Here is a 26,970-nt window from a genome sequence, read left to right on the forward strand (position 1 = left end):
GTGGCGGCCTGCGGCCGCCCTCCCTCACGCGTGCGTACGCAGCAGCGTCCTCATCGTCCGCATGGCCACCGACAGGTTCGCCAGGTCGAAGGAGTCCGAGCCCTGGATCTCCTCCAGGGTGGAGCGCGACCGCGTCAGGATCGCCGCGTTCTTCTCCTCCCAGTCCTCGAACCGCTGCTCGGGCGTCGACGTCCCGTTGCCGACGGACAGCACGTCCGACGTCAGCGCGGCGTGCGCCGCGTACAGGTCCTCGCGGATGGAGGCACGGGCCATGGACTGCCACCGGTCGGCGCGCGGCAGTTCGATGATCCGGTCCATCAGCTGAGTGATGCCCAGCCGGTCGGCGAGGTCGTAGTAGACCTCGGCCACCGACAGCGCGTCCTTGCCCGTACGGTCAGCGATCGCCACGATGTCCAGCGCCGGGAAGGCCGAGGAGAACCCGGCCACCCGCACCGCCAGCTCCTCGGGGACGCCCACCGAGGTGAGTTCGTCGAGGATCGACTGGTACCACTCGAGGTCCGCGCCCCTGAGCAGCTTGGGCAGCTCGTTCCAGACCTGCCCGACCCCGTCGCGGAAGAACTCGACGGTCTGCGCGATCTCGACCGGCTGCGGCCGGTTGCCGAGCAGCCAGCGCGCACCACGCTCGACGAGCCGGCGGGAGTGCAGGCGGATCCGGGTCTGCACATCGGCGGCCACCTGGTTGTCGAGCGCCTCGACGGCGTCCCACACCTGGGAGAGGCCGAAGATCTCACGGGCCGCGAACTGCGCCCGCACGATCTCCTCCAGGGACGCCCCCGTCTCCTCCCGCAGCCGGTGCAGGAACGTCGAACCCGCGGTGTTCACGGTGTCGTTGACCAGCACCGTCGTGATGATCTCGCGGCGCAGCGCGTGCCCGTCGACGGCCTCCGGGAAGCGTTCGCTCAGCTGCTCGGGGAAGTAGGCGTGCACCAGTTTCTGCAGATGCGCGTCGTCCGGCAGGCTGGTCGAGATCAGCTCGTCGGCCGCCGTGATCTTGGTGTACGCGATCAGCACGGCGAGCTCGGGCTGGCTCAGGCCCTTGCCGTGGTTGAGCAGTTCGCGGATCTGCCGGTCGTTCGGCAGGAACTCCAGCGCCCGGTCCAGGTGCCCGTCGCGTCCGAGCTTGCGCATGAAGCGCTGCTGGGCGTGGAGCAGTGACGGCGCCTGGGCACAGGCGTTGGAGAGGGCGATGTTCTGCGCGTAGTTGTTGCGCAGGACCAGCCGGCCGACCTCGTCGGTCATCTCGGCGAGCAGCTTGTTGCGCTGCTTGACGGTCATGTCGCCGTCCCGGACCAGGCCGTTGAGCAGGATCTTGATGTTCACCTCGTGGTCGGAGGTGTCCACACCGGCACTGTTGTCGATCGCGTCGGTGTTGATCCGGCCGCCGGCCCGGGCGAACTCGATGCGGCCGAGCTGAGTGGCCCCGAGGTTGCCGCCCTCGCCGACGACCTGGGCACGCAGGTCCTCGCCGTTGACCCGGATCGCGTCGTTGGCCTTGTCGCCGACATCGGCGTTCGACTCGGCGGACGACTTGATGTACGTACCGATGCCGCCGTTCCACACGAGGTCGACCGACGCCTTGAGGATGTTCTGCATCAGCTCGGCGGGCGTCATCTTGGCGACCTTCGACTCGATGCCGAGGGCCTCACGGATGTGCGCGTTGATCGGGATCGACTTCGCGGTACGCGGGTGGATCCCGCCGCCCGCGGACAGCAGGTCCTTGTTGTAGTCGGCCCAGGAGCTGCGCGGCAGGTCGAAGAGCCTGCGCCGCTCGGCGTACGAGGTGGCGGCGTCCGGATTCGGGTCGATGATGATGTGCCGGTGGTCGAAGGCGGCGACCAGCCGGATGTGCTCGGAGAGCAGCATGCCGTTGCCGAACACGTCACCGGACATGTCGCCGACGCCGACGACGGTGAAGTCCTCGGTCTGGGTGTCGTGGCCCAGCTCGCGGAAGTGCCGCTCGACGGACTCCCAGGCACCGCGGGCCGTGATGCCCATGCCCTTGTGGTCGTAGCCGGCGGAGCCGCCGGAGGCGAAGGCGTCGCCGAGCCAGAAGCCGTACGCGACGGCGACGTCGTTGGCGATGTCGGAGAACTTCGCCGTTCCCTTGTCGGCGGCGACGACGAGGTAGGTGTCGTCCTCGTCGTGGCGCACGACATCGGCGGGCGCCACGACCTCGCCCATCACCATGTTGTCGGTGATGTCGAGCAGCGCCGAGATGAACGTCTTGTAGGAGGCGATGCCCTCCGCCATCCAGGCGTCCCGGTCGACGGACGGGTCCGGGAGCTGCTTGGCGACGAAGCCGCCCTTGGCCCCGACCGGCACGATCACGGTGTTCTTGACCATCTGCGCCTTGACCAGGCCGAGGATCTCCGTACGGAAGTCCTCCCGCCGGTCCGACCAACGCAGACCACCGCGGGCGACCTTGCCGAAGCGCAGGTGGACACCCTCGACACGAGGCGAGTACACCCAGATCTCGAACGCCGGGCGGGGCGCGGGGAGGTCCGGGATGGCCTGCGGGTCGAACTTCATCGAGATGTAGTCGTGCGGCTCGTGGTCGTCGGCCAGCTGGAAGAAGTTGGTCCGCAGCGTGGCCTTGATGACGGTGAGGAAGGAGCGCAGGATCCGGTCCTCGTCGAGCGAGGCGACCTGGTCCAGGGCCCCGTCCAGCTCCTCCAGCAGGCCGTCGATCAGCTCCGTGCCGGCCTTCTGGCGGGTCGGCGACATCCGGGCCTCGAAGAGGGAGATCAGCAGCCGGGTGGTGTGGACGTTGTTGTGGAGGGTGTCCTCCATGTAGTCCTGGCTGAAGGTCGAACCCGCCTGGCGCAGGTACTTCGCGTAGGCACGCAGCACCATCGCCTGACGCCAGTCGAGCCCGGCGCCCAGCACGAGGGAGTTGAAGCCGTCGTTCTCCGCCTTGCCGGTCCAGACGGCGGCGAAGGCCTCCTGGAAACGCTCGCGCGCGTCGTCGGCGAGGTAGCCGCCGTTGCCCGCGGCCTTGGGCATGCGCAGGCCGAAGTCGTAGACCCAGGCGTGCGTACGGTCCGCACAGCGCAGCTCGTACGGACGTTCGTCGACGACCTCGACGCCGAGCCGCTGGAGCGCGGGGAGCACGGCGGAGAGGGAGACCTGCTCGCCGGTGCGGTAGATCTTGAAGCGGCGCTCGCCGGGGCCGACACCGACCGGCTCGTACAGGCTGAGCGCGAAGTCCTTGTGCTCGCTCTTGAGCGCTTCGAGGTGGACCAGGTCGGCCACGGCGGCGCGCGGCGAGTGGTCGGCCTTGTAGCCCTCGGGGAAGGAGTGCCCGTAGCGGCGCAGCAGCTCGGCGGCGCGCTCCTCGCCGCACTCGGCGTTCAGTGCTTCCTGGAAGCCGTCGGCCCAGGAGCGGGCGGCCTCGACGAGACGGGCCTCGATGCGGTCGGCGTCCGCGTCGGTGAGGTGCTGCAGCTCGGTGCCCGGCGGGACCCGGATGACGAAGTGCAGCCGGGAGAGGATCGACTCCGTGTTCCAGGCGGTGAAGTCGACGTTGGTGCCGCCCAGTTCCTCCTTGAGGATGTCGATCAGCCGGAGCCGCACACCGGTGGTGTAGCGGTCGCGCGGCAGGTAGACGAGCGCGGAGTAGTAGCGCCCGTACTCGTCCTGGCGCAGGTACAGCCGCAGCCTGCGGCGCTCCTGGAGGTAGAGCACGGAGGTGACGATGGAGCGCAGCTGGTCGACGGGCGTCTGGAAGAGCTCGTCGCGCGGGTACGTCTCCAGGATCTGCAGCAGGTCGCGGCCGTCGTGGCTGTGGGGCGTGAAGCCCGCGCCCTCGAGCACCTCGGCGACCTTGCGGCGCACGACCGGCACCCGGCGTACGGACTCGGTGTACGCGGCGGACGAGAACAGCCCGAGGAAGCGACGCTCACCGATGACGTTGCCGTCGGCGTCGAACTTCTTCACCCCGACGTAGTCGAGGTAGCTGGGACGGTGGACCGTCGCGCGGCTGTTGGCCTTCGTCAGGACCAGCAGCTTGTGCTCACGGGCCTTGGCGCGGGCGTCGGCGGGCAGCCGGTCGAAGGAGGGGCTCACCGGGTGCGCCTCGTCCTCGCTGTGCTGCGGGTCGGAGCGCAGGATGCCGAGTCCGGTGCCGGCGACGACGGTCAGCGCGTCGCTGTCCCTGAGCTCGTACTCGCGGTAGCCCAGGAAGGTGAAGTGGTCGGCGGCGAGCCAGCGCAGCAGCTCGCGGGCCTCCTCGACCTCTTCGTCACCGAGTTCGTCGAGGGGCTCGGCGGGGAGCTCGTCGGCGATCCGCAGGGCGGCATCGCGCATCTTCTCCCAGTCCTCGACGGTCTCCCGCACATCGGACAGGACGCGGAGCAGATCGGCGGTGATCTGCTTCAGGTCGGCGCGGTCGGTCTCCCGGTCGATCTCGACGTGGATCCACGACTCGACGAGCGCGTCGTGCGGCAGTTCGGCCTTGGCCTCCTTGCGGCCCTTGCCCCTCTTCACGCCGGTGGCCCGGTGCCTGTCGTCGGCGAGGACCTCGATGAGCTTGCCCGTGACATCGCGGCGGACGACGACCTGCGGATGGATCACCAGGTGGATGCCCCGGCTCTGCCGGGACAGCTCGTTGGTGACCGAGTCCACCAGGAACGGCATGTCGTCGGTGACGACCTCGACGACGGAGTGGCTGGACGTCCAGCCGTTCTCCTCGACCGTCGGGGTGTGCACCCGGACGTTCGCGGTGCCCTGCGGGCGGTTCTCCGCGAGGCGGTAGTGGGAAGAGGCAGCCCCGAAGAGATCGACCGGGTCGCGGCCGGTGACGTCCTCCGGAGCGGTGTGCAGGTAGTAGCGCTGGAGGTAGGCGAGCAGCATGTCCTGGCCCGGCCGCTCACTCTGATCGGCCCCGCTGCCGGCCTCGGCAAGGCGCACCCGGGGGGTACCCACCGGGCCGCCGACACCACCGCCCGGACTGTTGTCAGCTACCCGGGCCGCCCGTGCGAGCAGCTCGGCCTTGGCTTCGTCCAGCTTGGTCTGCATGTCCTCTGGCTCCTGTCGCGCGCCGTTGCGTGACGTAGGTGAGAAAAGACGACGTACCGCCACGACACGGGGTTTCCGGTCTCGGTCGACGCTATGCCGCCATGGGAGATACCCGGGACCATATTGGCCATTTTTGGCAGTCGGCCCGGGGTTCGGAGATCGCGGATCGCCCGGGTGCTGTAGCACTCCGGGCGTAGGCCGGGGGCTTCGCTGCCCCCGAGGCGTATCGCGCTGATCACGGCACCAGGCTATCCCCCCGGCACCCACAACCGTCATGAGCCGCATATGTACAAAATACGAACCCGAACTTTGACACTCTGGACATCGCGCCGGGGCGTTCCGGTACGTACCGGCCGACGCGGCATGCCCCGTCCACCGGATCCGGCGGACCCCACCGGCCTCTCAGGCCCGCCGACGCCCCGCTCAGACCGCCATCAGTTCGGCCAGTGCGACAGCCTCCGCCAGGGTGTCCACCACCGGCACCCCCGCCGCCTCCAGGCTGCTACGGCTGTGCGAACCACCGGTGTAGAGCACCGCACGCGCCCCCACATGGGCCGCGGCCACGGCATCGTCCACCGCGTCCCCGATGACCACCGCGCGCTCGGGCGATATCCGGGCGATCTCCTCCAGGGCCACGAAGTGCCGCTCCATGTGCTGGGCCTTGCTTCCGCCGGAGGGCCCGGTGCGGCCGTCGACGCGCACGAAGTGGCTCTCGATGCCGTACCCCCGCACCACCGGCACCAGCTGCTCGTGGCCGTACATGCTGAGCAGCGACTGGCTGTGGCCCGCCCGCCGCCACTGCGCCAGCAGCTCCTCGACGCCCTCGGTGAGCGCGCAGGCGACGCGCTGCTCGGCGTAGTGGCGGTGGAAGATGCCGTCCATGCGGTCCCACTCGGCCTCGGTGGGCAGCCGGCCGAGCAGACGCTCGTAGAACTTGGGTATCGGCACGCAGTACATCTCGCGGTACTGCTCCAGCGTGATCGGCGCCAGGTCGATCTCCGCGAAGGCGGCATTCGTCGCCCCGATGACCGCGTGGATGTCGTCGAGCAGTGTGCCGTTCCAGTCCCAGACCAGATGAGTGTGTTGCTTACCCGGAGTCGCCATGGAAAGAAAAATACTCGCCGGGTACGACACTCAGCCGATCAGGCCGGGGATCTCCTGGATCCCGAACCACAGCAGCTCGTGGTCCTCCGCACCGTCCACCGTGAACTGCGCGTCGTCGTCACCGAGGTCCGCGGCCCCCAGGGCGGCCGCTGCCGCCGCGACGTCCTTCTCGGCGTCATCGGCGTCCACATGCACGGCGGCGGCCTTCGACAGGGCCACGGGCTCCGCGATCCGCACCTCTCCGAGCGACGCCGCGTCCAGGATGTGATCCGGATCGGCGACCGCGGCCCCGTCCGCCACGTCGAGCGCGACGACCACCCGGCGCCGGGGCTCGTCGGGCTTCCCGGCGATCAGCCGCAGGGAGGCGGAGGCGGCCCGGTTGAGCGCCGCGTACTCCAGCTCCTCGATGTCGTCGGAGACGTACCACTCGCGCAGCCCGGGAGTCACCGCATAGGCGGTCAGCGGCCCGGGACCGACCTCGCCCGCCCCGTGTGCCGCTGCGAGGCCGGAGAGGGTCAGAGGGACGTACACACGCATGGCTGACCGCTTTCGTAGTCGACGACGTCCTCAGGATACGTGCGAGGTCCCCCATCGGGGTTCGCGAGCTGCCCCCTCCTGTCCACCCCGCAACGGCCGTCACCCCCGCCGGTCCCCTTGCGGCGCGGGGCCCGCCACACGGATAGGTGATCTCTCCGGCGGCCCGTCCCGGCCCGGGAGCGGGTTGCGGGCCGGGGGCCGGTCCCCGTAGAAGGTCCCCAACAGAAGTTACCGCCCGGTATCGCTCGGTATGCGACCGGGCTCCGGACAGCACGGGGGCTAAATCCATGAGCACGGACAAGACCAGGCCCGCCGGACGACGCGACCGGTCCAGGCCGGGCACCGTACCGCCGCAGCGAGCACCCCACCGTCCCCGGCAGCCGCTGCGCCCGCACCAGTGGTTCGCCGAACGCCTGCTCGCCGTCCTCAGCGGCCAGCGCCCGGTGCACTGGATGCTCGGCCACACGATCGGCGAGGCCTACGACCAGCTGGCCGAACTCGCTCCGGGCGCCCCGCTCGGCGCGGGGAGCAGGCGCCCCGTCGTACGCACCTGCCACGGCACCCAGCCGGCCACGGGGGTGGTCGAGGCCTTCGCCAGCATCGCCACCGGAGAACAGGTCCGCGCCATGGCCTTCCGCCTGGAACAGGGCCCCGACCTCCGCTGGCGCTGCGCCGCGGTGGACCTCGGGGGCGAACGCCTCACGGCCGTCGGATAGCCCTCACCCGCGCCCAAGGACCGGGCAGGGCCAAATCAAGCCCGTCCCCACCCAAGGACCGGGCAGGACCAAAACAAGCCCGTCCCCACCCAAGGACCGGGCAGGACCAAAACAAGCCCGTCCGGCGATTGAGGACACAACAACCGCGCCGCAGGGCTCCCGCAACCCAGCGTCCCCGGACCGCAGGGGGCCTGAATGCCCGTGCAGGCCTGCACGGGCCTGGCGCAGGCCTGCACGGGCCAGCTCACAGGCATGGGGCCACAAGGCCTCCACCGGCCCGCAGAAACGGCCTGGGCCGGACACCACGTGGTGTCCGGCCCAGGCCCTTCAACGATGAGCGCTACTTCTTGCGGCGACGGCCGCCGCCGCCACCGCTCTTCTGCGCCTTGCGGCGCTCCGCACGCGTCATCCCGTCACCCTCGGAGCGATCGCTGTCCCCGTTGGAGAAGTCGCCCTCGACGATGCCGCCCTCCCCGTCCACAGTGGGAGCGGAGAAGTGCAGCCGGTCCGGACGCTGCGGGGCGTCCAGGCCCTTGGCCCGGATCTCCGGACGCGCGGCGGCCGCCACAGGTGCGTCCTGCTTCGAGAGCGAGGTCCGCTCCGCCGCGTCCTGCACCGGAACCTCCTCGACCTGCTGCTCGACCTGAACCTCCAGGTTGAACAGGTAGCCGACGGACTCCTCCTTGATGCCCTCCATCATGGCGTTGAACATGTCGAAGCCCTCGCGCTGGTACTCGACCAGCGGGTCCTTCTGCGCCATGGCACGCAGGCCGATGCCCTCCTGGAGATAGTCCATCTCGTAGAGGTGCTCACGCCACTTGCGGTCCAGGACGGACAGGACCACGCGCCGCTCCAGCTCGCGCATGATGTCCGAGCCGAGCGACTTCTCGCGCTCCTCGTACTGCTCGTGGATGTCGTCCTTGACCGACTCGGCGATGAAGTCGGCCGTGACCCCGGCCAGGTCGCCCGCGGCGTCCTCGAGCTCGGCGACCGTGACCTTCACCGGGTAGAGCTGCTTGAAGGCACCCCACAGCCGGTCCAGGTCCCACTCCTCGGCGAAGCCCTCGGCGGTCTCCTGCCGGATGTAGTCGTCGATCGTGTCGTCCATGAAGTGACGGATCTGGTCCTGCAGATCCTCACCCTCCAGGACACGACGACGCTCGCCGTAGATGACCTCGCGCTGCCGGTTGAGCACCTCGTCGTACTTCAGGACGTTCTTACGCGTCTCGAAGTTCTGCTGCTCGACCTGCGACTGCGCGGAGGCGATCGCGCGGGTCACCATCTTGTTCTCGATCGGTACGTCGTCGGGAACGTTCGCCATCGACATGACGCGCTCGACCATCTGCGCCTTGAACAGCCGCATCAGGTCGTCGCCCAGCGAGAGGTAGAACCGGGACTCGCCCGGGTCGCCCTGACGGCCGGAGCGACCGCGCAGCTGGTTGTCGATGCGCCGCGACTCGTGCCGCTCGGTGCCCAGGACGTAGAGCCCGCCGAGGTCCTTGACCTCGTCGTGCTCGGCCTTGACGGCCTGCTCGGCCTTCTCCAGCGCGGCGGGCAGCGCCGCGGCCCACTCCTCGACGTGCTCGACGGGGTCGAGGCCACGCTGGCGCAGCTCCGCCTCCGCGAGATCGTCGGGGTTGCCGCCGAGCTTGATGTCGGTGCCTCGTCCGGCCATGTTCGTGGCGACGGTGACGGCACCCTTACGGCCCGCCTGGGCGATGATCGGCGCTTCCCTGTCGTGCTGCTTGGCGTTCAGCACCTCGTGCTGGACACCCCGCTTGGAGAGCTGCTGCGAGAGGTACTCGGACTTCTCGACCGAGGTGGTGCCGACCAGGATCGGCTGCCCCTTCTCGTGCTTCTCGGCGATGTCGTCGACGACCGCCGCGAACTTCGCGACCTCGGTGCGGTAGATCAGGTCCGACTGGTCGGCACGGACCATCGGGCGGTTCGTCGGGATCGGCACGACGCCCAGCTTGTAGATCTGGTGGAACTCGGCGGCCTCGGTCATCGCCGTACCGGTCATGCCCGAGAGCTTGCCGTAGAGGCGGAAGAAGTTCTGCAGGGTGATCGTGGCGAGGGTCTGGTTCTCGTCCTTGATGTCCACCCCTTCCTTCGCCTCGATGGCCTGGTGCATGCCCTCGTTGTAACGGCGGCCGGCGAGGATACGGCCGGTGTGCTCGTCGACGATCATGACTTCGCCGTCGATGACGACGTAGTCCTTGTCCTTCTTGAAGAGTTCCTTGGCCTTGATGGCGTTGTTGAGGTACCCGACGAGCGGCGTGTTCACCGACTCGTAGAGGTTGTCGATCCCGAGCCAGTCCTCGACCTTCGAGACACCGGGCTCGTGGATGGCCACGGTCCGCTTCTTCTCGTCGACCTCGTAGTCGCCGGTCTCCTCGATGCCCTTCAGCGGGTTGCCCGCCTCACCCCTGGTGAGACGCGTGACCAGCTTGGCGAAGTCCCCGTACCACTTGGTGGCCTGGTCGGCCGGGCCGGAGATGATCAGCGGCGTACGGGCCTCGTCGACGAGGATCGAGTCGACCTCGTCCACGATCGCGAAGTTGTGGCCGCGCTGGACGAGCTCGTCCTGGGACCACGCCATGTTGTCGCGGAGGTAGTCGAAGCCGAACTCGTTGTTCGTGCCGTACGTGATGTCGCAGGCGTACTGCTCACGGCGCTGCGCCGGGGTCATGTTGGCGATGATGCAGCCGACATCGAGACCGAGGAACTTGTGGACCCGGCCCATCATCTCGGAGTCACGCTCGGCCAGGTAGTCGTTGACCGTGATCAGGTGCACTCCCTTGCCGGAGAGCGCGTTGAGATAAGCGGGCAGGGTGCCGACGAGGGTCTTGCCCTCACCGGTCTTCATCTCGGCCACGTAGCCGAGGTGCAGGGCGGCTCCGCCCATCATCTGAACGTCGTAGTGGCGCTGTCCGAGGACGCGCTTCGCGGCCTCACGGACGGTCGCGAATGCTTCGGGAAGCAGGTCGTCCAGGCTCTCGCCGTCCGCGTACCGTTCCTTGTACTCGTCGGTGAGCGCCCGCAGCTCGGCGTCGGAGAGGTTGACGAAGTCCTCTTCGATGGAGCTGACCTGGTCCGCGATGCGGTGCAGTTTGCGCAGGATCTTGCCTTCGCCTGCACGCATGAGCTTGTTGAAGACGGACACTGAGGCTGGTCTCCTTGCCGGTCGGGCCTGGCACTGGGTCGTGTAATGGACTCTGGCGCGGGCACGGCAGGTCGGCCCCACCGCAACGGCCATCGTAAGCGAGGACCCCGCCGCGCCGGGAGGGCTGCCACAGCGTTGCCCCCGCCGCACCCTTCCAGGACAACGGCCCAGGGGTGCGGAAGGTGCCGGGAAGCCCCAAAAGTGCTCGCTTCCCGGGCTCCGGAACACCACAATCCCCGCATGGAACCGATCACCCTCACCACGGAACGCCTGGTCCTGCGCCCCTTCGGGCCCGAGGACGCCGACAGGGCGTACACCGCCTGCCAGGATCCGGACATCCAGCGGTGGACGGTCGTTCCTTCCCCGTACACCCGCGCCGACGCGGAGCTCTTCACCGGAAAACTGTCCCCGGCCGGCTGGCAGGAGGACTCGGCGTACAACTTCGCCGTGGTGCTGCGGGACGACGGCCCGCTCGTCGGCGCCCTCGGCCTCACCCGGCTGAGCCACCCGGGAACGTACGAGGTGGGCTACTGGACGGCCCGGGAGCACCGCGGTCTCGGCCTCACGACGGAAGCGGTGCTCGGCGGTGCCCACTGGGCGTTCACCGCCCTCGCCGCCGACCGCCTCGAATGGCGCGCCGAGGTCGGCAACGACCCGTCCCGGGCGGTCGCCCGCCGTGCGGGCTTCCGCATGGAGGGCGAGCAGCGGTCCGCGCTGGTCAACAAGGGGATACGGCGCGACACCTGGACCGGGTCGCTGATCCCGGCAGATCTGGGGCTGCCCGGCACCCAGCCGTATCTGCCGGCCCGTTCCTGAACCGGTCCCCCCTGCGCGGCGGGAGCAGTCCCGAAGACCCGGGCGGGATGTCAGTGCGGCCCTCTAGGGTTCGATGCATGACGTCTGTGCCGCCTCCCGTCCTCGAACTCTCCGCCGACCAGGCGCGCCGGATCGCCCTGCGGGCCCAGGGCTTCCTGGGGGCTCCCGACCGCCGGGGCGGAGTACCCGGGGTGCTGCGTCACCTCGGGGCCGTCCAGCTCGACACGATCTCGGTCCTGGCCCGCTCGCACGAGCTCGTGCCCTATGCGCGTCTCGGCGCCGTCGGCCGGCGCACGGTCGACGACGCGTACTGGTCGGGTGGCCGCTCCTTCGAGTACTGGTCGCACGCCGCGTGCATCCTGCCGGTCGAGGAATGGCCGCACTTCGCGTTCCGACGCCGCGCCTACCGCGCCCGCCCCCACTGGAACCACGACCTGCCCGACGGGGCGTACGACACGGTGATCAAGCAGTTGCGCGCCGAGGGACCGCTGACGGCCACCGAGCTCGGCGGCGCGAAGAACGGCGGGGAGTGGTGGGACTGGTCGGCATCGAAGGTCGCCGTCGAACGGGCCCTGATGTACGGCGAGGTGGTGTGCACGGAGCGGCGCAGCTGGAAGCGCGTCTACGACCTGGCCGAACGCGCGATCCCGGAGGCCGTGCTCCACGACGACCTGGACGACGCCGAGTGCCTGCGCCGGCTGGTGGCCCTGGCGGGCCGTTCGCTGGGTGTCGGCACCCGCGCGGACATCGCGGACTACCACCGGCTCAAGGGCGAGCAGTTCGACGCCGTGGTGGCGGACTCGGGGCTGGTCCCGGTGTCCGTGCGGGGCTGGGCCAAGCCGGCCTGGGCCGACCCGGAGGCACTCGCCTCCGAGCCTCGCGGACGCCACCGTACGACGCTTCTGTCACCGTTCGACTCGCTGATCTGGGAGCGGGCCCGCACCGAGCGGATCTTCGGCTTCACCCATCGCCTGGAGGCCTACGTGCCCAGGCCCAAGAGGATCCACGGCTACTTCGCGATGCCCCTGCTGGCGGGCGGCAGTCTGCAGGGCAGGGTCGACCCGGCACGTGAGGGCACCACGCTGGTCGCCCGCCAGGTGTCGCTGGAGAGCGGGAAGACCGTGCCCGCGATGGCCGCGGCGCTCGTCGAAGCCGCGTCCTGGGTCGGCTGCACCGATGTCCGGGTCGAGCGGGTCGACGCCCCGGAACTGCGGGAGCCGCTCACGGCGGAAATCGCCCGCACCCTCGCGTGAGGTCTGCGGGCGGGAGCCCGGCGCCGACCGCTATCTGATCTCGAGGATCTTCTCCCGCATGGCATAGACCACGGCTTCCATCCGGGAGTGCAACTGGAGCTTCTCCAGAATGTTGCGGACGTGGTTCTTCACGGTGTTCTCGGAAATGAACAATTCCTTGGCGATATCGCGGTTGTTCATCCCCGTCGCCACGAGCTTGAGAACTTCGAGCTCCCGCTCGGTGAGCCGCGGTGCCGGTACCAGTCGGCGCTCGTCGGTGCGCTGAATCATCGACTTGAACTCGGTGAGCAGTTTGGATGCCATCGACGGGCTGATCTGGGACTGCCCGTCCGCCACCGCGCGAATGGCCGTGGCCACCTCGTCGGTGGAGATCTCCTTGAGGAGATAGCCGGTGGCACCCGCTTTGATCGCGTCGTAGAGGTCGGCTTCCTCGTCGCTGATCGTCAGCATGATGATCTTTGCGCTGGGTGCCACCTCCTTGATGGAGGTACATGCCTCGATGCCGCCGCGCTTGGGCATCCGTACGTCCATCAGCACGATGTCGGGCAGCAGGTCCGCGGCCTTGTCGACCGCCTCCGCACCGTCACCCGCCTCGCCCACGACCTGGATGTCCTCCTCCTGTGCGAGGACGATCTCCAGACCTCTGCGGAACAGCGCATGGTCGTCGACCACAAGAACCCGGATGGGTTCCTTGCGGGAACTGCCGTCGTCCGCACCGGCATCCGCACCGGCTGCGTCGTCGGCAGCGTTCGTATCACGCACGGGCCCGAAGGTGTCCGCCATCGTTCCTCCCCCTGAAGGCCACGGCCTGAGGTCACAGGCTGTCCGCCAACGGCACTTCGCAGAACACCGATTGGCTTGGGACGCCATGATTTCATGCCCGGGCGCCGGTGCGGTGATCCTGTCGTCGCACGCGGGTGCCCCCGGGGGCGCGCAAGCGCTTCCAGGGGCACCACGAAAGGGATGGCGTCAGCCGCCGAGCGCACCGCCCGCGCCGCCCGCTTCGTCAGAGGCCAGCGGGTCGGTCCTCAGATGAATGACACCGTAGTCGTAGGCGTGCCGTCGGTAGACGACACTGGGCTCCTTGGTCTCGGAGTCGACGAACAGGTAGAAGTCGTGCCCGACCAGCTCCATCTCGTAGAGCGCCTGGTCGAGCGTCATCGGTGCTGCGACGTGCGTCTTCTCGCGCACCACGAGCGGTCCTTCGCCCTGGACCTCGAGCGAACCGATCCTGGTGGTGGGCACGGCCGACGGCGTCTCTTCGGGGATCAGCTCGCCGTCCCCGTTGAACGATGCGGCGCCCGGCACCACCTCGCCCACCTCGGCGGCGGACAAGCGGCCGTTGCCGCGCCGGCTGTAGCGCTTGTCGTGCTCCTTGCGCAGTCGCGCGTCCAGCTTGTCCGTGGCCAGGTCCAGCGCAGCGTACGGGTCGCCTGCCGCAGCTTCCGCCCGGATGACCGGCCCACGCGAGCGGAGCGTGATCTCCACCCGTGCCGCACGGTCGGCCTGACGGGGATTCGGCTCCTTGGACACCTCGACGTCGAGACTGATCACCTTGCCGTCGAACTTCTGGATCTTGTCCAGCTTCAGCTTCTCGGCCACGTGCTTGCGGAACCGCTCGGGCACCTCGGTCTTGCGGCCCTTGACGACGATGTCCACGCAGAACTCCGTTCCCGGATCGCTCCGCTTCAGCGGCGGAGCATCTCCCTTTTGCACCAGGCCCCGGTGATCGCCGGAGCCTCGGACTCGGTGGCTTTCACCTCCTCCTCCCCCGTCGGCAAGGTCTCCACCCCACCGAACTTCCGTGCTTCTGGCCTACCGGTGAGTTACCTGCCCGAAACCTGGTGGTGCATTCGTCGAGGTGCGGCATTCACCGTTCCTCACAACCGAACATAGCCTGCCCACCACCGTGTCGGCACCCGCTACTCGCGCGTACCTCCGATCAGGGCCCTTTCCCCACTCACTACCTGCAACGATGCAATTCTTCTGTCAGTTCCGGTTTATTTCGAAAGCAGACGGAGAAGCTGAGACAACCGCAGCCCGCAGGGCCGGTGCCGCGCCGTGTCCGGGGCCGCCCGCCGCACGCACAGCGCGCGCCGCCTCGGCCAGCGAGGCCCCCGTCGTGAGCAGGTCGTCCACGAGCACCACCCGGCCGCCCGCGAGCAGTCGCCGCCCACCGGCGGCGACCTCCAGCGCACCTGCCAGATTCACCTGCCGCGCCCTGGCTCCGAGCCCCGCCTGGTCCGCCACCGCTCGGCGCTGCCGCAGCACCGCGAGCACCCTGGCCGCGGTCCCCCCGCGCCGCAGATCCGCCGCGGCGGCCAACGCGATCCGCCGCGCGGGATCGTGGCCGCGCGCAGCCGTGGCCCGCCGCGCCGACGGTACGGGCACCAGCAGCAGGGGCCCTACATCTCCCGATCGGCCCGTCCCGGCCCTCACAGCGCCCGCCAGGGCCCCGCCGAGTGCTCCTGCCAGCCCGAGTGCCCCTCGCTCCTTGTGGGCCAGCAGCATCGCGCGTACCGCGTTCTCGTAGGGCGCCGCGGCATGGACCACCGGGAGCCCCGCAGGCGCGGGATCAGGTCGCACACGCCGGGGCGCCGCGGCCAGCGCCCCGGCACACGGCTCGCACAGCTCCGTGCGTGGCCTGCCGCAGCCACCGCAGGCCACCGGCAGGACCAACCCGGTGATCTCCCGCCACCATCCCCGCACGGGCCCACTCTGCCCGGGGCACGAACACCCGGCCAGGCCTGTGGACAACTCCTGTGGACAACTCGGACCGCGCACGGCCGGGGCTCCGCCCGGACCGCGGAATCAGCGGGCCCGCATGGTCAGCCCGGGTAGACCAGCGAGGATCCGTCCTTGAGCACCGTCTGCCAGTTGTCGCCGGGCGACAGCTTCACTATCCCGTCGACCTCGGTGTCGGCCATCAGCGGCAGCTGCTCGTCGTCGGCGGCCGCGATCGCCGTCACCTGGTTCACACCGGGCAGGACACCGGAGGCCGACGTCGAACCGTCCGCCTGCACGTAGCGGACCTGCTGCACACCGCCCTCCTCCCTGCCGACCACCACGAGGCGGCTGCGGCCCGACCAGGACACGGCAGTCACATCGGCCAGCTGGGGCGCCGCCTGGCGCAGATCCTGCACCGAGACCTGCTCGGCCTCCCCGGAGCCGGTCCGCTCGACCCGCCCGATCTTCAGCGTCGTGTGCCCGTCCTTGAACACCCGGAGTGCGATCCGCACCCCGTCGGCCGACATCCGCAGCGCTTCGATCCTCCCGCCGTCCAGGCCGGGCACCTCGACCTCCTGCGGCGCGCCTTCCCCGTCCGTCAGCCTCAGCAGCCTGGGGCCGGCCGGGTCACGGTCGGCAACCCACAGATCGCCCCGGCCGTCCCAGCTCGGCGCGGACAGCCGGTCCTGCGCCTTCTTGGCCCGGCTGCTCACCACGGGCTCGGCCGGTTCGCTCTCCGCGACGATGGAGGACACATAGAGATCCTGCTGATTGGCCGAGACAGCGGCAGCCTGCTGTTCGTCCCGGGCCACACCGACGGCGCTCATCGCCACCTGCCCGGCGCCGAACGGGCCGACCACCGGTTCCGGGTCGCCGCTGCCCTTGCTGTCCCCGGGGATCCGCTGCACATGCCCCTTGTCGTCCACGAAGTACTGGCTGTCGGAGGCACCGGAGGCGTCGTCCGAGGCGAACTCGTCGGCCTCGTCCGCACCCAGCGAGCACAGCGGGCCCCGCGCACCCTGCAGCTCCACCTGGCCGACCCGCGCGGACGTCAGGTCCCGCAAGGTGAAGAGCACCTGGGCGGCCATCATCCGGCAGGCACCCTGGCCGACCTTGTCGGCCTTCTTGTTGAGCGGCACCTTCAGGACGTTCTGGTCGTCGGGCGCGAGCGAGGTGACCCCGCGCTTCAGCGCCGTACCGGTCGGGAAGCGGGAATCGACGACCGGCCGCAACCAGTTGGACGGCCCTTCGAGCAGCGTCCGAACGGTCTGGGTCGCCGTGTCCATCCGCGTGACCGGATCCGTCCGGTTCCGTACGTAGACAGGGTCGGCGACCAGCGCGGAGTCGCTGTCCGCCCGCCCGGCGGCGAAGTAGTACTTGTTCACGGACCGGTAGAGCCTCTTGAAGTCGGACTGCCCGAGCACCAGACCGTCCGGCACGATGTCGATGCGCCACTCCTGCTTGCCGTCCGCCCCCTTCTCGCGCACCAGATGCAGCATCTGGGAGTAGTCCGTGGGCGCGAGCGGCCGGTAGGAACTCTGCTCGTCGACGGATGCCACCTGCTCGCCCGTGAGGGTGTAGGCGGTCTCCGCGCTCTTGCGCTCCTTGTCGTGGAGCGAGGGGCCGTTCCGGTTGGGCGCCTTGGCGAGCACCGTGGTGCCGTGGCTCGGCTTCCAGGTGCGGGCCGCCTCCTCGGTCAGGTACTTGCGGGTCGTCCTGAAATCGGGGTCGTCGCTCGTCATCGACTCCAGGAAGCCGTCGACGACCTCGATGGGCGCTGCGCCCTCCCTCGGCGGCACTGCGTACACCTGCACCTGGGAATCACCCGGCTGCGAGGCATCGACCGCCTTGACGTCACCGGTGACCGGCATCGCTCCGCACGCGGACAGGACCACGATGCCGCAGCCCAGCAGCACGGAAACCCGCACCGCACGTCCATGCCCACCCCGGCGGCGGTCAGTTTCCACGAGTCGTGTCCTCCTGGTCCGGATCCTGCGTCTCCTGGTCGCCCCCGGCCGGACGCGACACGACGCGTGCGCCGTTGCCCGGCAGGGCAGCAGGATGCACCGAAACGTGAGCCGGACGCGGCGCCACGGGGGCGCGCGCCGGCACGGGCAGCTGTGACCGCGCCGTGGACCCGGTCTGGTTCGGTACGGACATCAGCCGGTGGTCGGCGGCCGGCGGGGCCGCCTCGGCCCGTTCACGGTTCTCCCGGTTGCGCCGCGAATCCTCGGGCTCCAGCGGTATCGGCGACCCGCGCAGCGGCTCGTCCGCCGTACGGGGCAGGGTGAGGCGGAACTGCGAACCGCCACCGGGCTCGCCCCACGCCTGCAGCCAGCCGCCGTGCAGCCGCGCGTCCTCGACGGCGATCGAAAGGCCCAGTCCGGTGCCCCCGGTCGTGCGGGCACGCGCCGGATCGGCCCGCCAGAAGCGGTTGAAGACCCGGGTCGCCTCGCCCGGCTTGAGCCCCACCCCGTAGTCCCGGACGGCCACGGCCACGGCACCCTGGGCAACGCCCATGCGCACCACGACGTCCCGGCCCTCGCCGTGCTCGACGGCGTTGACGACAAGGTTGCGCAGAACCCGTTCGACACGACGCGCATCGGCCTCGGCCACCACCGGCTGCTCGTCACCGATGACCCTGATGCGGCTGCCCTTGCGCTCGGCCAGCGGCTCGGCACCGCCGATCACGCGCCGTACGACCGCACGCAGATCTATCGGTTCGGCTTCCAGCGCCGCGGCACCCGCGTCGAACCTGCTGATCTCCAGCAGGTCGGACAGGAGCGACTCGAAACGGTCGAGCTGGTCACCCAGCAGCTCCGCGGAACGCGCGGTCACCGGATCGAAGTCGACACGCGCGTCGTGAATGACGTCGGCGGCCATCCGCACCGTGGTCAGCGGGGTCCGCAGCTCATGACTCACGTCCGAGACGAAACGCCGCTGCATCCGGGAGAGCTCCTCCAACTGCTGGATCTTCAGCTGCAGGTTCTGCGCCATCTTGTTGAAGGCCTCACCGAGCCGGGCGATGTCGTCCTCGCCGGTGACCTTCATCCGTTCCTGGAGCCTGCCGGCGGAAAGCCGCTCGGCGATCCCCGCCGCCATGCGCACGGGGGTGACGACCTGGCGTACGACGAACCAGGCGATGCCGCCCAGCAGCACGACCACGAACAGACCCGCGGTGGCCAGAGTCGTCGTGACCAGCGTCAGCGACTTCTCCTCCTGCGTGAGCGGGAAGAGGTAGTAGAGCTCGTACGGATTGTGGTCGATGTCGTAGAGCCGCTTGCCCACGACAAGTCCGGGCTGCGGATCCTTGCCGTACGAGTAGCGGATCAGGGAGTACGTCTGGAACGCCCCCGGCCCCTTGTCCACGGCCTCGCGCAGACTCTGCGGCACGCTGGACGCCTCCACGCTGCCCGAGCCGCGCGGCGCGCGACTGGTCGCACTCTGCGCCGCGGAGTCGGCACTGAGCGCCACCACGTTGAAGGCGTTCGTGCCACCGCTGGCAAGCTGATCGACCAGCTCGGTGCGCCAGGAGGTATTGGCCGTCATGCCGTCGGCGCCCTCGTCGCCCTGGCCACCCGGGACGAGCGGCGCGTTCGCGTTCGCCTGGGCGGCCGCGAACCCGCCGGCCGCCTGCGTCTGCGCGGCGTTGCCCTTCGCTTCGAGCAGGCCGTTGCGGACCTGCCCGATCACGACGAAGCCCAGCAGCAGCACCACGGCGATCGACATCAGCAGGGTGCCTGCGACGACCCGCAACTGCAGGTTGCGTCGCCACAGCCGCACGGCGGGCAGCAGCGGGCGCCGGATCCACCGCATGAAAAGGCGCAGCACGGGGCCGCCGGGCGTCCGGTCCTGAAACAACCGGCCGCCCTGCAGGAACCGGCTGTACCGGGATGACCTCCGTGCCGGACCGGCAGCCCGCTCCGTACGGACTCCCGGCCCCCCGGGTTTCGGAGCAGCGCTGCCCAGGGTCATGTCAGCTCGGTCCGGCCTTGTAACCGACACCGCGGACGGTCACCACGATCTCCGGACGCTCCGGGTCCTTCTCGACCTTGGAGCGCAGCCGCTGGACATGCACATTCACCAGACGGGTGTCGGCGGCGTGGCGATAGCCCCACACCTGCTCGAGCAGTACCTCACGGGTGAATACCTGCCACGGCTTGCGGGCGAGCGCGACCAGCAGGTCGAACTCCAGCGGGGTGAGGGCGATCGACTGCCCCTCCCGCTTCACCGAGTGACCGGCCACGTCGATGACCAGGTCCCCGATCGCCAGCTGCTCCGGCGCGGGCTCTTCGGACCTCCGCAGACGTGCCCTGATCCGGGCCACCAACTCCTTCGGTTTGAACGGCTTGACGATGTAGTCGTCGGCCCCGGATTCCAGGCCCACCACCACATCGACCGTGTCGCTCTTGGCAGTGAGCATGACGATCGGCACACCTGACTCGGCCCTGATCAGCCGGCAGACCTCGATGCCGTCCCGTCCGGGCAGCATGAGGTCCAGCAGCACCAGGTCCGGCTTGGCCTCACGAAATGCAGCCAGTGCCTTGTCGCCGTCCGCTACGAACGACGGTTCGAAACCTTCTCCCCGCAACACAATGCCGAGCATCTCGGCCAGTGCGGTGTCGTCGTCGACGACAAGGACGCGTCCCTTCATAAACGACATCATCCCATTAGCTAATCGTTACCTGCGATGACCTGGCACACAGCTCTGCCAGTCCGACCCCCGTGACCGGGGAAATGATGCCCTCCTCCGTGACGATCGCCGTGACCAGTTCGGGCGGCGTGATGTCGAATGCGGGGTTGTACGCCTGGGCTCCCGGGGGTGCCACCGACTGTCCGCCCCCCTCACCCCCGGCCGATACGATCCCCCGGGATGTGAGCTCCGTCACTTCTACCGCGGAACGCTGCTCGACGACTATGGATGTGCCGTCCGCAGTATCCAGATCAACGGTCGTGGTCGGCGCCACCACGATGAACGGCACATGGTGGTACTTGGCAAGCACTGCCAACGGATAACTCCCCACCTTGTTGGCCACGGAGCCGTCCGCGGCAATGCGGTCCGCACCGATGAGTACGGCATCCACCTCCCCCGCGGCAAACAGCGAACCCGCCGCGTTGTCGGTGAGCAAGCTGTACGGCATGCCGTTGCGTGCCGCTTCGTACGCCGTCAGCCTGGCGCCCTGGAGCAGCGGTCGGGTCTCGTCCACCCACAGCCGCCGCAGGCTACCCGCCCGGTGGGCCCCCAGAGCCACCGCGAAGGCCGTGCCCTCGCCCCCGGAAACGAGCGCCCCCGTGTTGCAGTGGGTCAGCAGCCGATGCCCGCCGTCCGGCAGGAGCTCCGCAAGCAGCTCCAGACCGTACTGCGCCATGCGCCCGCTGGCCGCCGCGTCCTGCCGGTGCAGGGCCCGCGCCTCCGCCAAGGCAGCACCGGCGGCCTCCTGGGCGCCGGCACCGTTCGCGACAGCCGCCCCGTGCACCCGCGCCACACGCCGCGCCCCGTACCCGAGATTGACCGCGGTGGGCCGCGCCGCCTCCAGCAGCTCCGCGGCCTGGGCCACGTCCTCACCGCGTGCAGCGGCCAGAGCCACGCCATAGCCACCGGCAATGCCCAGCAGAGGCGCGCCACGCACCGCCAGCGTCCGGATCGCCCGGACCAGTGCGGGCACATCGGCGCACACCAGCTCGACCTCCTCCGAGGGCAGCCGGGTCTGGTCGAGGAGCACCACCGCGGGACCTTCCGGCGGCTCGTCCCAACGGAGTACGGAGAGGGCCGGAGGCTCGATGCCCACCGGCGATTGCGCGTCCTGATCAGCCATCTGCCCAGTCTGCCCGCTGAGCCGCCCGCACACGAAGGCGAGAAGGAGATACAGCGCCCCGCCCGCACCGGAGCATCGCGTGGCACGATGGCTGCCAACCTGCCGCCCCGATGAGCGGTCAGGACCGTGAAGGAGCGACAATGAACGACTCTCCGGGCTGGGCTTCGCCCGGATCTGCACCCTCCGACGGCCAGGAGACGGGCATCCCCCGGCCTTCTTCGCCCGTCGACGGAAGCGGCCCCGGCGGACAGTGGTCCCCTGCACAGCCGCCTCCGGGGCAGTGGTCCCCACCGAGCGCTCCCGGCAGCGGACCGGGCGCACCCCCGCCCGCCCCGGGCTGGGGCGGCACGCCCCCGCAAGGTCCGGGCCCCGGATGGGGCCGGCAGCCCATGGCGGCGAAGCCCGGAGTGATCCCTCTCCGCCCCCTGGGCGTCGGAGAGATCCTCGACGGCGCCGTGTCCACCATGCGCGCCCACTGGCGCACCGTGCTGGGCATCAGCCTCACCGTCTCCGTGATCTCCGAGATCGCCGTCATCCTCGTGCAGCGCTACCTCCTGCCGGAAGCGAAGTCGGTCGACCCGAACGCCGTCGGGGCCGAGGCCATCCGCCAGGCCGCCGACTCGGCGCAGTCGACGCTGCTCACCAACGCCCCGGCCACGCTCATCTCGATGATCGCCACCCTCTTCATCACCTCGGTGCTCACCGTGGTGATCAGCCGCTCCGTACTCGGCCGCAAGGCGACACTTTCCGACGCCTGGACCGAGGCCCGGCCCCGGCTCCTTCCGCTCCTCGGGCTGACGCTGCTGATGAGCCTGATGAGCGCCGCCGTGATGACGGTGGGACTGCTTCCCGGCATGCTGCTGGGCGGCGGCGCCGGGATCGCACTCGCCTTTGTCGGCTTCATCGCCGCCTGCGTCGTCGTCGTGTGGCTGATGGTCCGCTTCGCACTCGCCGCACCGGCGCTGATGCTGGAGAGGCAGTCCGTCCTGACCTCGCTGCGCCGTTCCGCGAAGCTGGTCAAGGGCACCTGGTGGCGGACCTTCGGCATCCTCGCTCTCACATACCTGCTGGTCATCGTCGTGGCCCTGATCATCGTGATCCCGTTCGGCATCATCGCCGTGACCGTGGACAGCGACGGCCTGAGCGAGTTCCTCAACAGCAGCTCCACCGATTTCGGCTGGCCCTTCCTCATCATCACGGGCGTCGGTGAAGTGATCATCTCGACGCTCACCTACCCGTTCACCGCAGGGGTGATCGCCCTGCTCTACGTCGACCAGCGCATCCGCCGCGAAGCGCTCGACCTCGACCTCGCCCGGGCCGCGGGCGTGCCCGGCTACGACACCCCCAGGAGCTGATGCGGTGACGGGGGCGGGGGGCACCACAGCAGCACAGCGGTTCATACGGGCTGGCGAGGACATACCCGTGGACATCCCACGCGTCCCCTCCCGCGAAGCGGCACAGGACGAACTGTCCGACCCGATGTACCACGAACACGATCCGAACCTTCTCCAGCGCGGACTCGACCGCTTCTGGGAATGGGTCGGCGACCTCTTCGACGGTGCCACCGGATCCGCGCCGGGCGGCCCGCTCGGGCTCGTCGTCATCGCCCTCGTCGTCATCGCGCTGGGAGCCGCCCTCTGGTGGCGGCTCGGCACACCGCAGCGCACGGCCCGCCCCTCGGACGCCCTGTTCGGCAGCAGCGCCCGCAGCGCGGCCGAGCACCGCACCGCAGCCGAGGCGCACGCGGAGGCCCATCGCTGGACCGAAGCCGTCCAGGAACGCATGCGGGCAGTCGTGCGCTCCCTGGAGGACCGGGCCGTGCTCGACCCGCGCCCGGGCCGCACCGCCGACGAGGCAGCCGCCGAAGCCGGCCGGCTCCTGCCCGCCCATGCCACCCGGCTCCGCACCGCCGCACGGGTCTTCGACGACGTCACATACGGGGGCCGCACGGCCGACCGGGCGGCGTACCTGAGCCTGTCCGCCCTCGACGAGGACCTCGAGGACACCAAACCCCTGCTGACCGCCCCCACGTCCCCAGGGGCAGCCGGATGACCGAGGCCACGACCATCGCCACCACCTCCGCGTCCCGCACGCCGCACCAGATCTGGCTCCGGGTCCGAGGCCTGCTCCTCGCCCTCCTCATTCTCGTCGTCGCGGGCATCACCTTCGCCGCTCTCCGCTCCGGCGACCAGCACGGCCGTCTCGATCCCCGCTCCGCGGACCCGTACGGCAGCCGGGCCGTCGCCGAACTCCTCAAAGACCGTGGCGTCTCCGTCCGCGTCGTCACCACGCTCGACGAGGCCACCGGCTCGGCAGGACCCGACACCACCCTCCTCGTCGCCGGCCCCAACCTGCTGACCACGTACCAGCAGTACCGGCTCCGGACAGCCACCGGTGACACCGCGGGCCGCACCGTCCTCGTCGCCCCCGGCCCACCGTCCGTTGCCCGACTCGCCCCCGGCGTGCGCGCGGTTTCCGCAAGCCGGGTGACCCCGCGCCCGCCGACCTGTGAACTCCCGGCCGCACGCACCGCCGGAACAGCCGACACCGGCGGCATCCGCTACACGACGGACGCCGACGGAGCCACCGCCTGCTACCCGGACGACGGACTCCCCACCCTCCTGGTCCTCCCCGGCAGGGAAACCGGCGACACCGTCCTGCTCGGCGCCCCCGACATCCTCCACAACGACCGTCTCGACGAGGAGGGCAACGCCTCCCTCGCTCTCCAACTCCTCGGCTCCCGACCGCATCTCGTCTGGTACCTCCCCTCGCTCACTGATCCCTCCGCCACCGAAGGCGGTACGGACGACGGCACTGACGGCAGAAGCGAAGGCGGGGAGGACGAGTCGGCCGGCGAGAGCGGGTTCATCGACCTCATCCCCTCGGGCTGGCTCTGGGGGACGCTCCAACTCGCCCTCGCCGCCGTCCTCACGGCCATCTGGCGCGCACGCCGCCTGGGCCCCCTGGTCACCGAGCGGCTACCCGTGGCCGTCCGGGCCTCCGAGTCCACGGAGGGCAGGGCCCGCCTCTACCGCAAGGCGAACGCCCGCGACCGGGCCTCCGACGCACTGCGCTCCGCCACCCGCAACCGCATCGCTCCACTCCTCGGGGTGTCCTCCCGCGACACCGAGTCCCCCGAGGTCCTCCTGCCTGCCGTTTCCGCGCGTCTCACCACCACGGACACCGACCTCCGCGCCCTGCTCTTCGGACCGGTCCCGGCCGACGACGCCGCACTTGTACTCCTGACCGCCCAACTCGACGCCCTCGAAAGAGAGGTACGCACTTCATGAGCGCCCCGACCCCGGAGCCCAACGGGCCTGCGGTACCCGCAGAGACCCCTGTGGCCCCCGTGATGTCCGACAGCGCCCGCGCATCCCTGGAAGCTCTGCGTTCCGAGATCGCCAAGGCCGTGGTCGGCCAGGACCCCGCCGTCACCGGACTCGTGGTCGCGCTGCTCTGCCGAGGCCATGTGCTGCTCGAAGGCGTCCCCGGAGTCGCCAAGACCCTGCTGGTCCGCGCCCTTGCCGCCTCCCTCGAACTGGACACCAAACGCGTCCAGTTCACGCCCGACCTGATGCCGAGTGACGTCACGGGCTCACTCGTCTACGACGCCCGCACCGCCGAGTTCTCCTTCCAGCCCGGACCGGTGTTCACCAATCTCCTGCTCGCCGACGAGATCAACCGCACTCCTCCCAAGACCCAGTCCTCCCTCCTGGAGGCCATGGAGGAACGCCAGGTCACCGTCGACGGCACCCCCCGTGCGCTGCCCGACCCCTTCCTCGTCGCAGCCACCCAGAACCCCGTCGAGTACGAGGGCACCTACCCGCTGCCCGAAGCCCAGTTGGACCGGTTCCTCCTGAAGCTGACCGTGCCCCTGCCCTCACGTGAGGACGAGATCAGCGTCCTGACGCGTCATGCCGACGGGTTCAACCCCCGCGACCTCAAGGCCGCAGGCATACGGCCCGTGGCCGGCCCCGCAGATCTGGAAGCCGCCCGCTCCGCCGTCGCCAAGACCACGGTCTCCCCCGAGATCGCCGCCTACGTCGTGGATATCTGCCGTGCCACTCGTGAATCCCCCTCGCTCACCCTCGGCGCCTCCCCCCGAGGAGCCACCGCGTTGCTCTCCACAGCCCGCGCCTGGGCCTGGCTCACCGGCCGGGACTACGTCATCCCTGACGATGTGAAAGCCCTGGCACTCCCCACACTCCGTCATCGCATCCAGCTGCGACCGGAAGCGGAAATGGAAGGAGTCACCGCCGACTCCGTCATCACCGCTGTCCTCGCCCACGTCCCCGTCCCCCGATGAGGCGGTGACCATGGCCCTCACCGGACGAACCGCACTGCTGGCCGCCTTGGGGTCACTCCCCGTAGGCATCCTTGCCCCGAGCTGGACAGGCATGCTCGCGGTCAACGCCCCTCTCTCATTGGCAATTCTGTGCGACTACGCCCTGGCCGCGCCAGTGCGGACGCTGCAGTTCACCCGATCCGGTGATACATCCGTTCGACTCGGTGACGGCGCAGAAGTGCAACTCACCGTAACCAATCCCTCGCGTCGCCGCCTTCGCGCGCATCTCCGCGACGCCTGGCCCCCCAGCACCTGGAGCACCGAGGCCGAACAGGCTTCGTCCCGCCACGCGTTCACCGTCCCGGCCGGCGAGCGACGTCGCCTCACGACGTTCCTCCGCCCTTCCCGACGGGGCGACCGCCGGGCAGAACGCATCACCGTCCGCTCCTTCGGGCCCATGGGGCTGGCAGCCCGACAAGGGAATCACCACGTCCCGTGGACGGTCCGGGTCCTGCCTCCCTTCACCAGCCGACGGCACCTGCCCTCACGGCTCGCCAGACTCCGCGAGCTCGACGGCCGCACCAGCGTGCTCACCCGGGGCCAGGGCACCGAGTTCGACAGCCTGCGTGCATACGTACCGGGCGATGACACCCGGTCCATCGACTGGCGGGCCACCGCACGCCAGTCCGCTGTCGCCGTCCGCACCTGGCGCCCCGAGCGCGACCGCCACATCCTGATCGTCCTCGACACCGGTCGCACGTCGGCCGGACGAGTGGGCGACGTTCCCCGTCTCGATGCGGCCATGGACGCGACGCTGCTCCTCACGGCTCTGGCCACACGTGCGGGCGACCGCGTGAACCTCCTTGCCTACGACCGGCGTATCCGCGCCCAGGTCCTGGGCAGGGCCGCCGGGGGCGACGTCCTGTCGGCGATCGTCAACGCCATGGTCCCGCTGGAACCCGAGCTCGTGGAGACGGACGCCCGTGGCCTCAGCACCACCGCGCTGGCGAGCGCACCGCAGCGCTCCCTGATCGTCCTGCTCACGAGCCTGGACTCCGCGCCCATCGAGGAAGGCCTGCTCCCGGTGCTCCCGCAGCTCACCCAGCGGCACACGGTCCTGGTGGCAGCCGTCGCGGATCCCCATATCGAGGCGATGACTCGCGCCAGGGGCACAGTGGACGCGGTGTACGACGCGGCGGCCGGAACCCGCACTCAGGCTCAGCGCCGCAGGACCGCGGATCAGCTCCGTCGTCATGGCGTCGTGGTCGTCGATGCCACCCCGGATGCGCTCGCCCCGGCGCTGGCTGACGCCTACCTCGCGCTCAAGGCCGCCGGCCGACTTTAGTAGTGCAGTACCCGTGAAGTATCGCGGCCCCTCAGGGGTCGCGATACGGGTTCTGAACGCAGAAAAGCCCCGCGCCACAAGGGCACGGGGCTTTCCCGGAATAATTGTTCGGCGGCGTCCTACTCTCCCACAGGGTCCCCCCTGCAGTACCATCGGCGCTGAAAGGCT

Annotated in this window: 19 protein-coding genes; 8 read left to right on the forward strand and 11 right to left on the reverse strand. The window is 69.9% G+C overall.

What is annotated here, in order from left to right; translation table 11 throughout:
- Positions 1–24 precede the first annotated feature (24 nt).
- The 3 genes from ACFQ6X_RS33960 to ACFQ6X_RS33970 form a co-directional block, all read right to left on the reverse strand.
- Entirely contained in the window at positions 25–5,037 is a 5,013-nt protein-coding gene (locus ACFQ6X_RS33960) for an NAD-glutamate dehydrogenase (protein WP_383187513.1), read from the reverse strand.
- Between the two features lie 423 nt (positions 5,038–5,460).
- Positions 5,461–6,141: an HAD family hydrolase gene (locus ACFQ6X_RS33965; RefSeq protein ID WP_383187516.1), complete on the reverse strand. Its 681-nt coding sequence runs from the start codon at positions 6,139–6,141 to the stop codon at positions 5,461–5,463.
- Positions 6,142–6,171: 30 nt separating this feature from the next.
- Positions 6,172–6,678, reverse strand: a complete 507-nt coding sequence (locus ACFQ6X_RS33970; protein WP_383187518.1) for a DUF6912 family protein — start codon at positions 6,676–6,678, stop codon at positions 6,172–6,174.
- Between the two features lie 287 nt (positions 6,679–6,965).
- Between ACFQ6X_RS33970 and ACFQ6X_RS33975 the strand changes: the two genes are divergently transcribed.
- Positions 6,966–7,394, forward strand: coding sequence for an Rv3235 family protein (locus ACFQ6X_RS33975; RefSeq protein ID WP_329215313.1), 429 nt, complete (start codon positions 6,966–6,968; stop codon positions 7,392–7,394).
- 340 nt (positions 7,395–7,734) lie between these two features.
- Here ACFQ6X_RS33975 and secA read toward each other — a convergent pair whose 3' ends face one another.
- Positions 7,735–10,560, reverse strand: a complete 2,826-nt coding sequence (gene secA / locus ACFQ6X_RS33980; RefSeq protein ID WP_383187521.1) for a preprotein translocase subunit SecA — start codon at positions 10,558–10,560, stop codon at positions 7,735–7,737.
- Positions 10,561–10,800: 240 nt separating this feature from the next.
- Here secA and ACFQ6X_RS33985 point away from each other — a divergent pair, with 240 nt between their 5' ends.
- Both ACFQ6X_RS33985 and ACFQ6X_RS33990 read left to right on the forward strand, forming a co-directional pair.
- Positions 10,801–11,376: a GNAT family N-acetyltransferase gene (locus ACFQ6X_RS33985; RefSeq protein WP_383187524.1), complete on the forward strand. Its 576-nt coding sequence runs from the start codon at positions 10,801–10,803 to the stop codon at positions 11,374–11,376.
- A gap of 77 nt (positions 11,377–11,453) precedes the next feature.
- Positions 11,454–12,629 (forward strand): winged helix-turn-helix domain-containing protein, encoded by a 1,176-nt coding sequence (locus ACFQ6X_RS33990; protein WP_383187527.1) that lies wholly within the window; start codon positions 11,454–11,456, stop codon positions 12,627–12,629.
- Between the two features lie 30 nt (positions 12,630–12,659).
- Here the strand turns inward: ACFQ6X_RS33990 and ACFQ6X_RS33995 are convergent, their stop codons facing one another.
- The 7 genes from ACFQ6X_RS33995 to mtnA form a co-directional block, all read right to left on the reverse strand.
- Positions 12,660–13,412, reverse strand: coding sequence for a response regulator (locus tag ACFQ6X_RS33995; protein ID WP_383187529.1), 753 nt, complete (start codon positions 13,410–13,412; stop codon positions 12,660–12,662).
- 186 nt (positions 13,413–13,598) lie between these two features.
- Positions 13,599–14,288 carry a ribosome hibernation-promoting factor, HPF/YfiA family gene (gene hpf, locus ACFQ6X_RS34000; RefSeq protein WP_383187531.1) on the reverse strand — a complete coding sequence of 230 codons (690 nt, stop codon included), beginning with the start codon at positions 14,286–14,288 and terminating at the stop codon, positions 13,599–13,601.
- Positions 14,289–14,618: 330 nt separating this feature from the next.
- A complete protein-coding gene (locus ACFQ6X_RS34005; RefSeq protein WP_383187534.1) occupies positions 14,619–15,338 on the reverse strand; it encodes a ComF family protein in 720 nt (239 codons plus the stop codon).
- A gap of 119 nt (positions 15,339–15,457) precedes the next feature.
- On the reverse strand, positions 15,458–17,284 hold the full coding sequence (locus ACFQ6X_RS34010) for an LpqB family beta-propeller domain-containing protein (protein ID WP_383187536.1): 1,827 nt from the start codon (positions 17,282–17,284) through the stop codon (positions 15,458–15,460).
- Between the two features lie 28 nt (positions 17,285–17,312).
- The gene (gene mtrB / locus ACFQ6X_RS34015; protein WP_383187539.1) at positions 17,313–19,331 is read right to left on the reverse strand and encodes an MtrAB system histidine kinase MtrB; all 2,019 of its coding nucleotides are present in this window, start codon (positions 19,329–19,331) and stop codon (positions 17,313–17,315) included.
- Between the two features lies 1 nt (position 19,332).
- Entirely contained in the window at positions 19,333–20,022 is a 690-nt protein-coding gene (mtrA, locus tag ACFQ6X_RS34020) for a two-component system response regulator MtrA (RefSeq protein WP_187281934.1), read from the reverse strand.
- A 4-nt stretch (positions 20,023–20,026) separates the two neighbouring features.
- Positions 20,027–21,172, reverse strand: coding sequence for an S-methyl-5-thioribose-1-phosphate isomerase (gene mtnA, locus ACFQ6X_RS34025; RefSeq protein ID WP_383187543.1), 1,146 nt, complete (start codon positions 21,170–21,172; stop codon positions 20,027–20,029).
- 140 nt (positions 21,173–21,312) lie between these two features.
- On the opposite strand from mtnA, the gene ACFQ6X_RS34030 reads away from it, so the two are divergent.
- The 5 genes from ACFQ6X_RS34030 to ACFQ6X_RS34050 are packed head-to-tail and all read left to right on the forward strand — an operon-like array spanning position 21,313 to position 26,802.
- Entirely contained in the window at positions 21,313–22,527 is a 1,215-nt protein-coding gene (locus ACFQ6X_RS34030) for a glycerophosphoryl diester phosphodiesterase membrane domain-containing protein (RefSeq protein WP_383187545.1), read from the forward strand.
- A gap of 4 nt (positions 22,528–22,531) precedes the next feature.
- Positions 22,532–23,224 carry a DUF4129 domain-containing protein gene (locus ACFQ6X_RS34035; protein WP_383187548.1) on the forward strand — a complete coding sequence of 231 codons (693 nt, stop codon included), beginning with the start codon at positions 22,532–22,534 and terminating at the stop codon, positions 23,222–23,224.
- Positions 23,221–24,462: a DUF4350 domain-containing protein gene (locus ACFQ6X_RS34040; protein ID WP_383187551.1), complete on the forward strand. Its 1,242-nt coding sequence runs from the start codon at positions 23,221–23,223 to the stop codon at positions 24,460–24,462. The genes ACFQ6X_RS34035 and ACFQ6X_RS34040 overlap by 4 nt, the downstream gene beginning before the upstream one ends.
- Entirely contained in the window at positions 24,459–25,478 is a 1,020-nt protein-coding gene (locus ACFQ6X_RS34045; RefSeq protein ID WP_383187553.1) for an AAA family ATPase, read from the forward strand. The genes ACFQ6X_RS34040 and ACFQ6X_RS34045 overlap by 4 nt, the downstream gene beginning before the upstream one ends.
- A gap of 10 nt (positions 25,479–25,488) precedes the next feature.
- On the forward strand, positions 25,489–26,802 hold the full coding sequence (locus tag ACFQ6X_RS34050; RefSeq protein ID WP_383187556.1) for a DUF58 domain-containing protein: 1,314 nt from the start codon (positions 25,489–25,491) through the stop codon (positions 26,800–26,802).
- Positions 26,803–26,970 lie beyond the last annotated feature (168 nt).

It is taken from the genome of Streptomyces sp. NPDC056452, from assembly GCF_042796085.1.
Taxonomy (GTDB): Bacteria; Actinomycetota; Actinomycetes; order Streptomycetales; family Streptomycetaceae; genus Streptomyces.

Coding starts and splice junctions, on each gene's coding strand:
- mtrB (WP_383187539.1), bottom strand. CDS start 19,331: ATGACCCTGGGCAGCGCTGCTCCGAAACCCGGGGGGCCGGGAGTCCGT.
- ACFQ6X_RS33990 (WP_383187527.1), top strand. CDS start 11,454: ATGACGTCTGTGCCGCCTCCCGTCCTCGAACTCTCCGCCGACCAGGCG.
- ACFQ6X_RS34050 (WP_383187556.1), top strand. CDS start 25,489: ATGGCCCTCACCGGACGAACCGCACTGCTGGCCGCCTTGGGGTCACTC.
- ACFQ6X_RS33975 (WP_329215313.1), top strand. CDS start 6,966: ATGAGCACGGACAAGACCAGGCCCGCCGGACGACGCGACCGGTCCAGG.
- ACFQ6X_RS33985 (WP_383187524.1), top strand. CDS start 10,801: ATGGAACCGATCACCCTCACCACGGAACGCCTGGTCCTGCGCCCCTTC.
- ACFQ6X_RS33965 (WP_383187516.1), bottom strand. CDS start 6,141: ATGGCGACTCCGGGTAAGCAACACACTCATCTGGTCTGGGACTGGAAC.
- ACFQ6X_RS33970 (WP_383187518.1), bottom strand. CDS start 6,678: ATGCGTGTGTACGTCCCTCTGACCCTCTCCGGCCTCGCAGCGGCACAC.
- ACFQ6X_RS33995 (WP_383187529.1), bottom strand. CDS start 13,412: ATGGCGGACACCTTCGGGCCCGTGCGTGATACGAACGCTGCCGACGAC.
- mtrA (WP_187281934.1), bottom strand. CDS start 20,022: ATGATGTCGTTTATGAAGGGACGCGTCCTTGTCGTCGACGACGACACC.
- ACFQ6X_RS34030 (WP_383187545.1), top strand. CDS start 21,313: ATGAACGACTCTCCGGGCTGGGCTTCGCCCGGATCTGCACCCTCCGAC.
- mtnA (WP_383187543.1), bottom strand. CDS start 21,172: ATGGCTGATCAGGACGCGCAATCGCCGGTGGGCATCGAGCCTCCGGCC.
- ACFQ6X_RS34040 (WP_383187551.1), top strand. CDS start 23,221: ATGACCGAGGCCACGACCATCGCCACCACCTCCGCGTCCCGCACGCCG.
- ACFQ6X_RS33960 (WP_383187513.1), bottom strand. CDS start 5,037: ATGCAGACCAAGCTGGACGAAGCCAAGGCCGAGCTGCTCGCACGGGCG.
- ACFQ6X_RS34045 (WP_383187553.1), top strand. CDS start 24,459: ATGAGCGCCCCGACCCCGGAGCCCAACGGGCCTGCGGTACCCGCAGAG.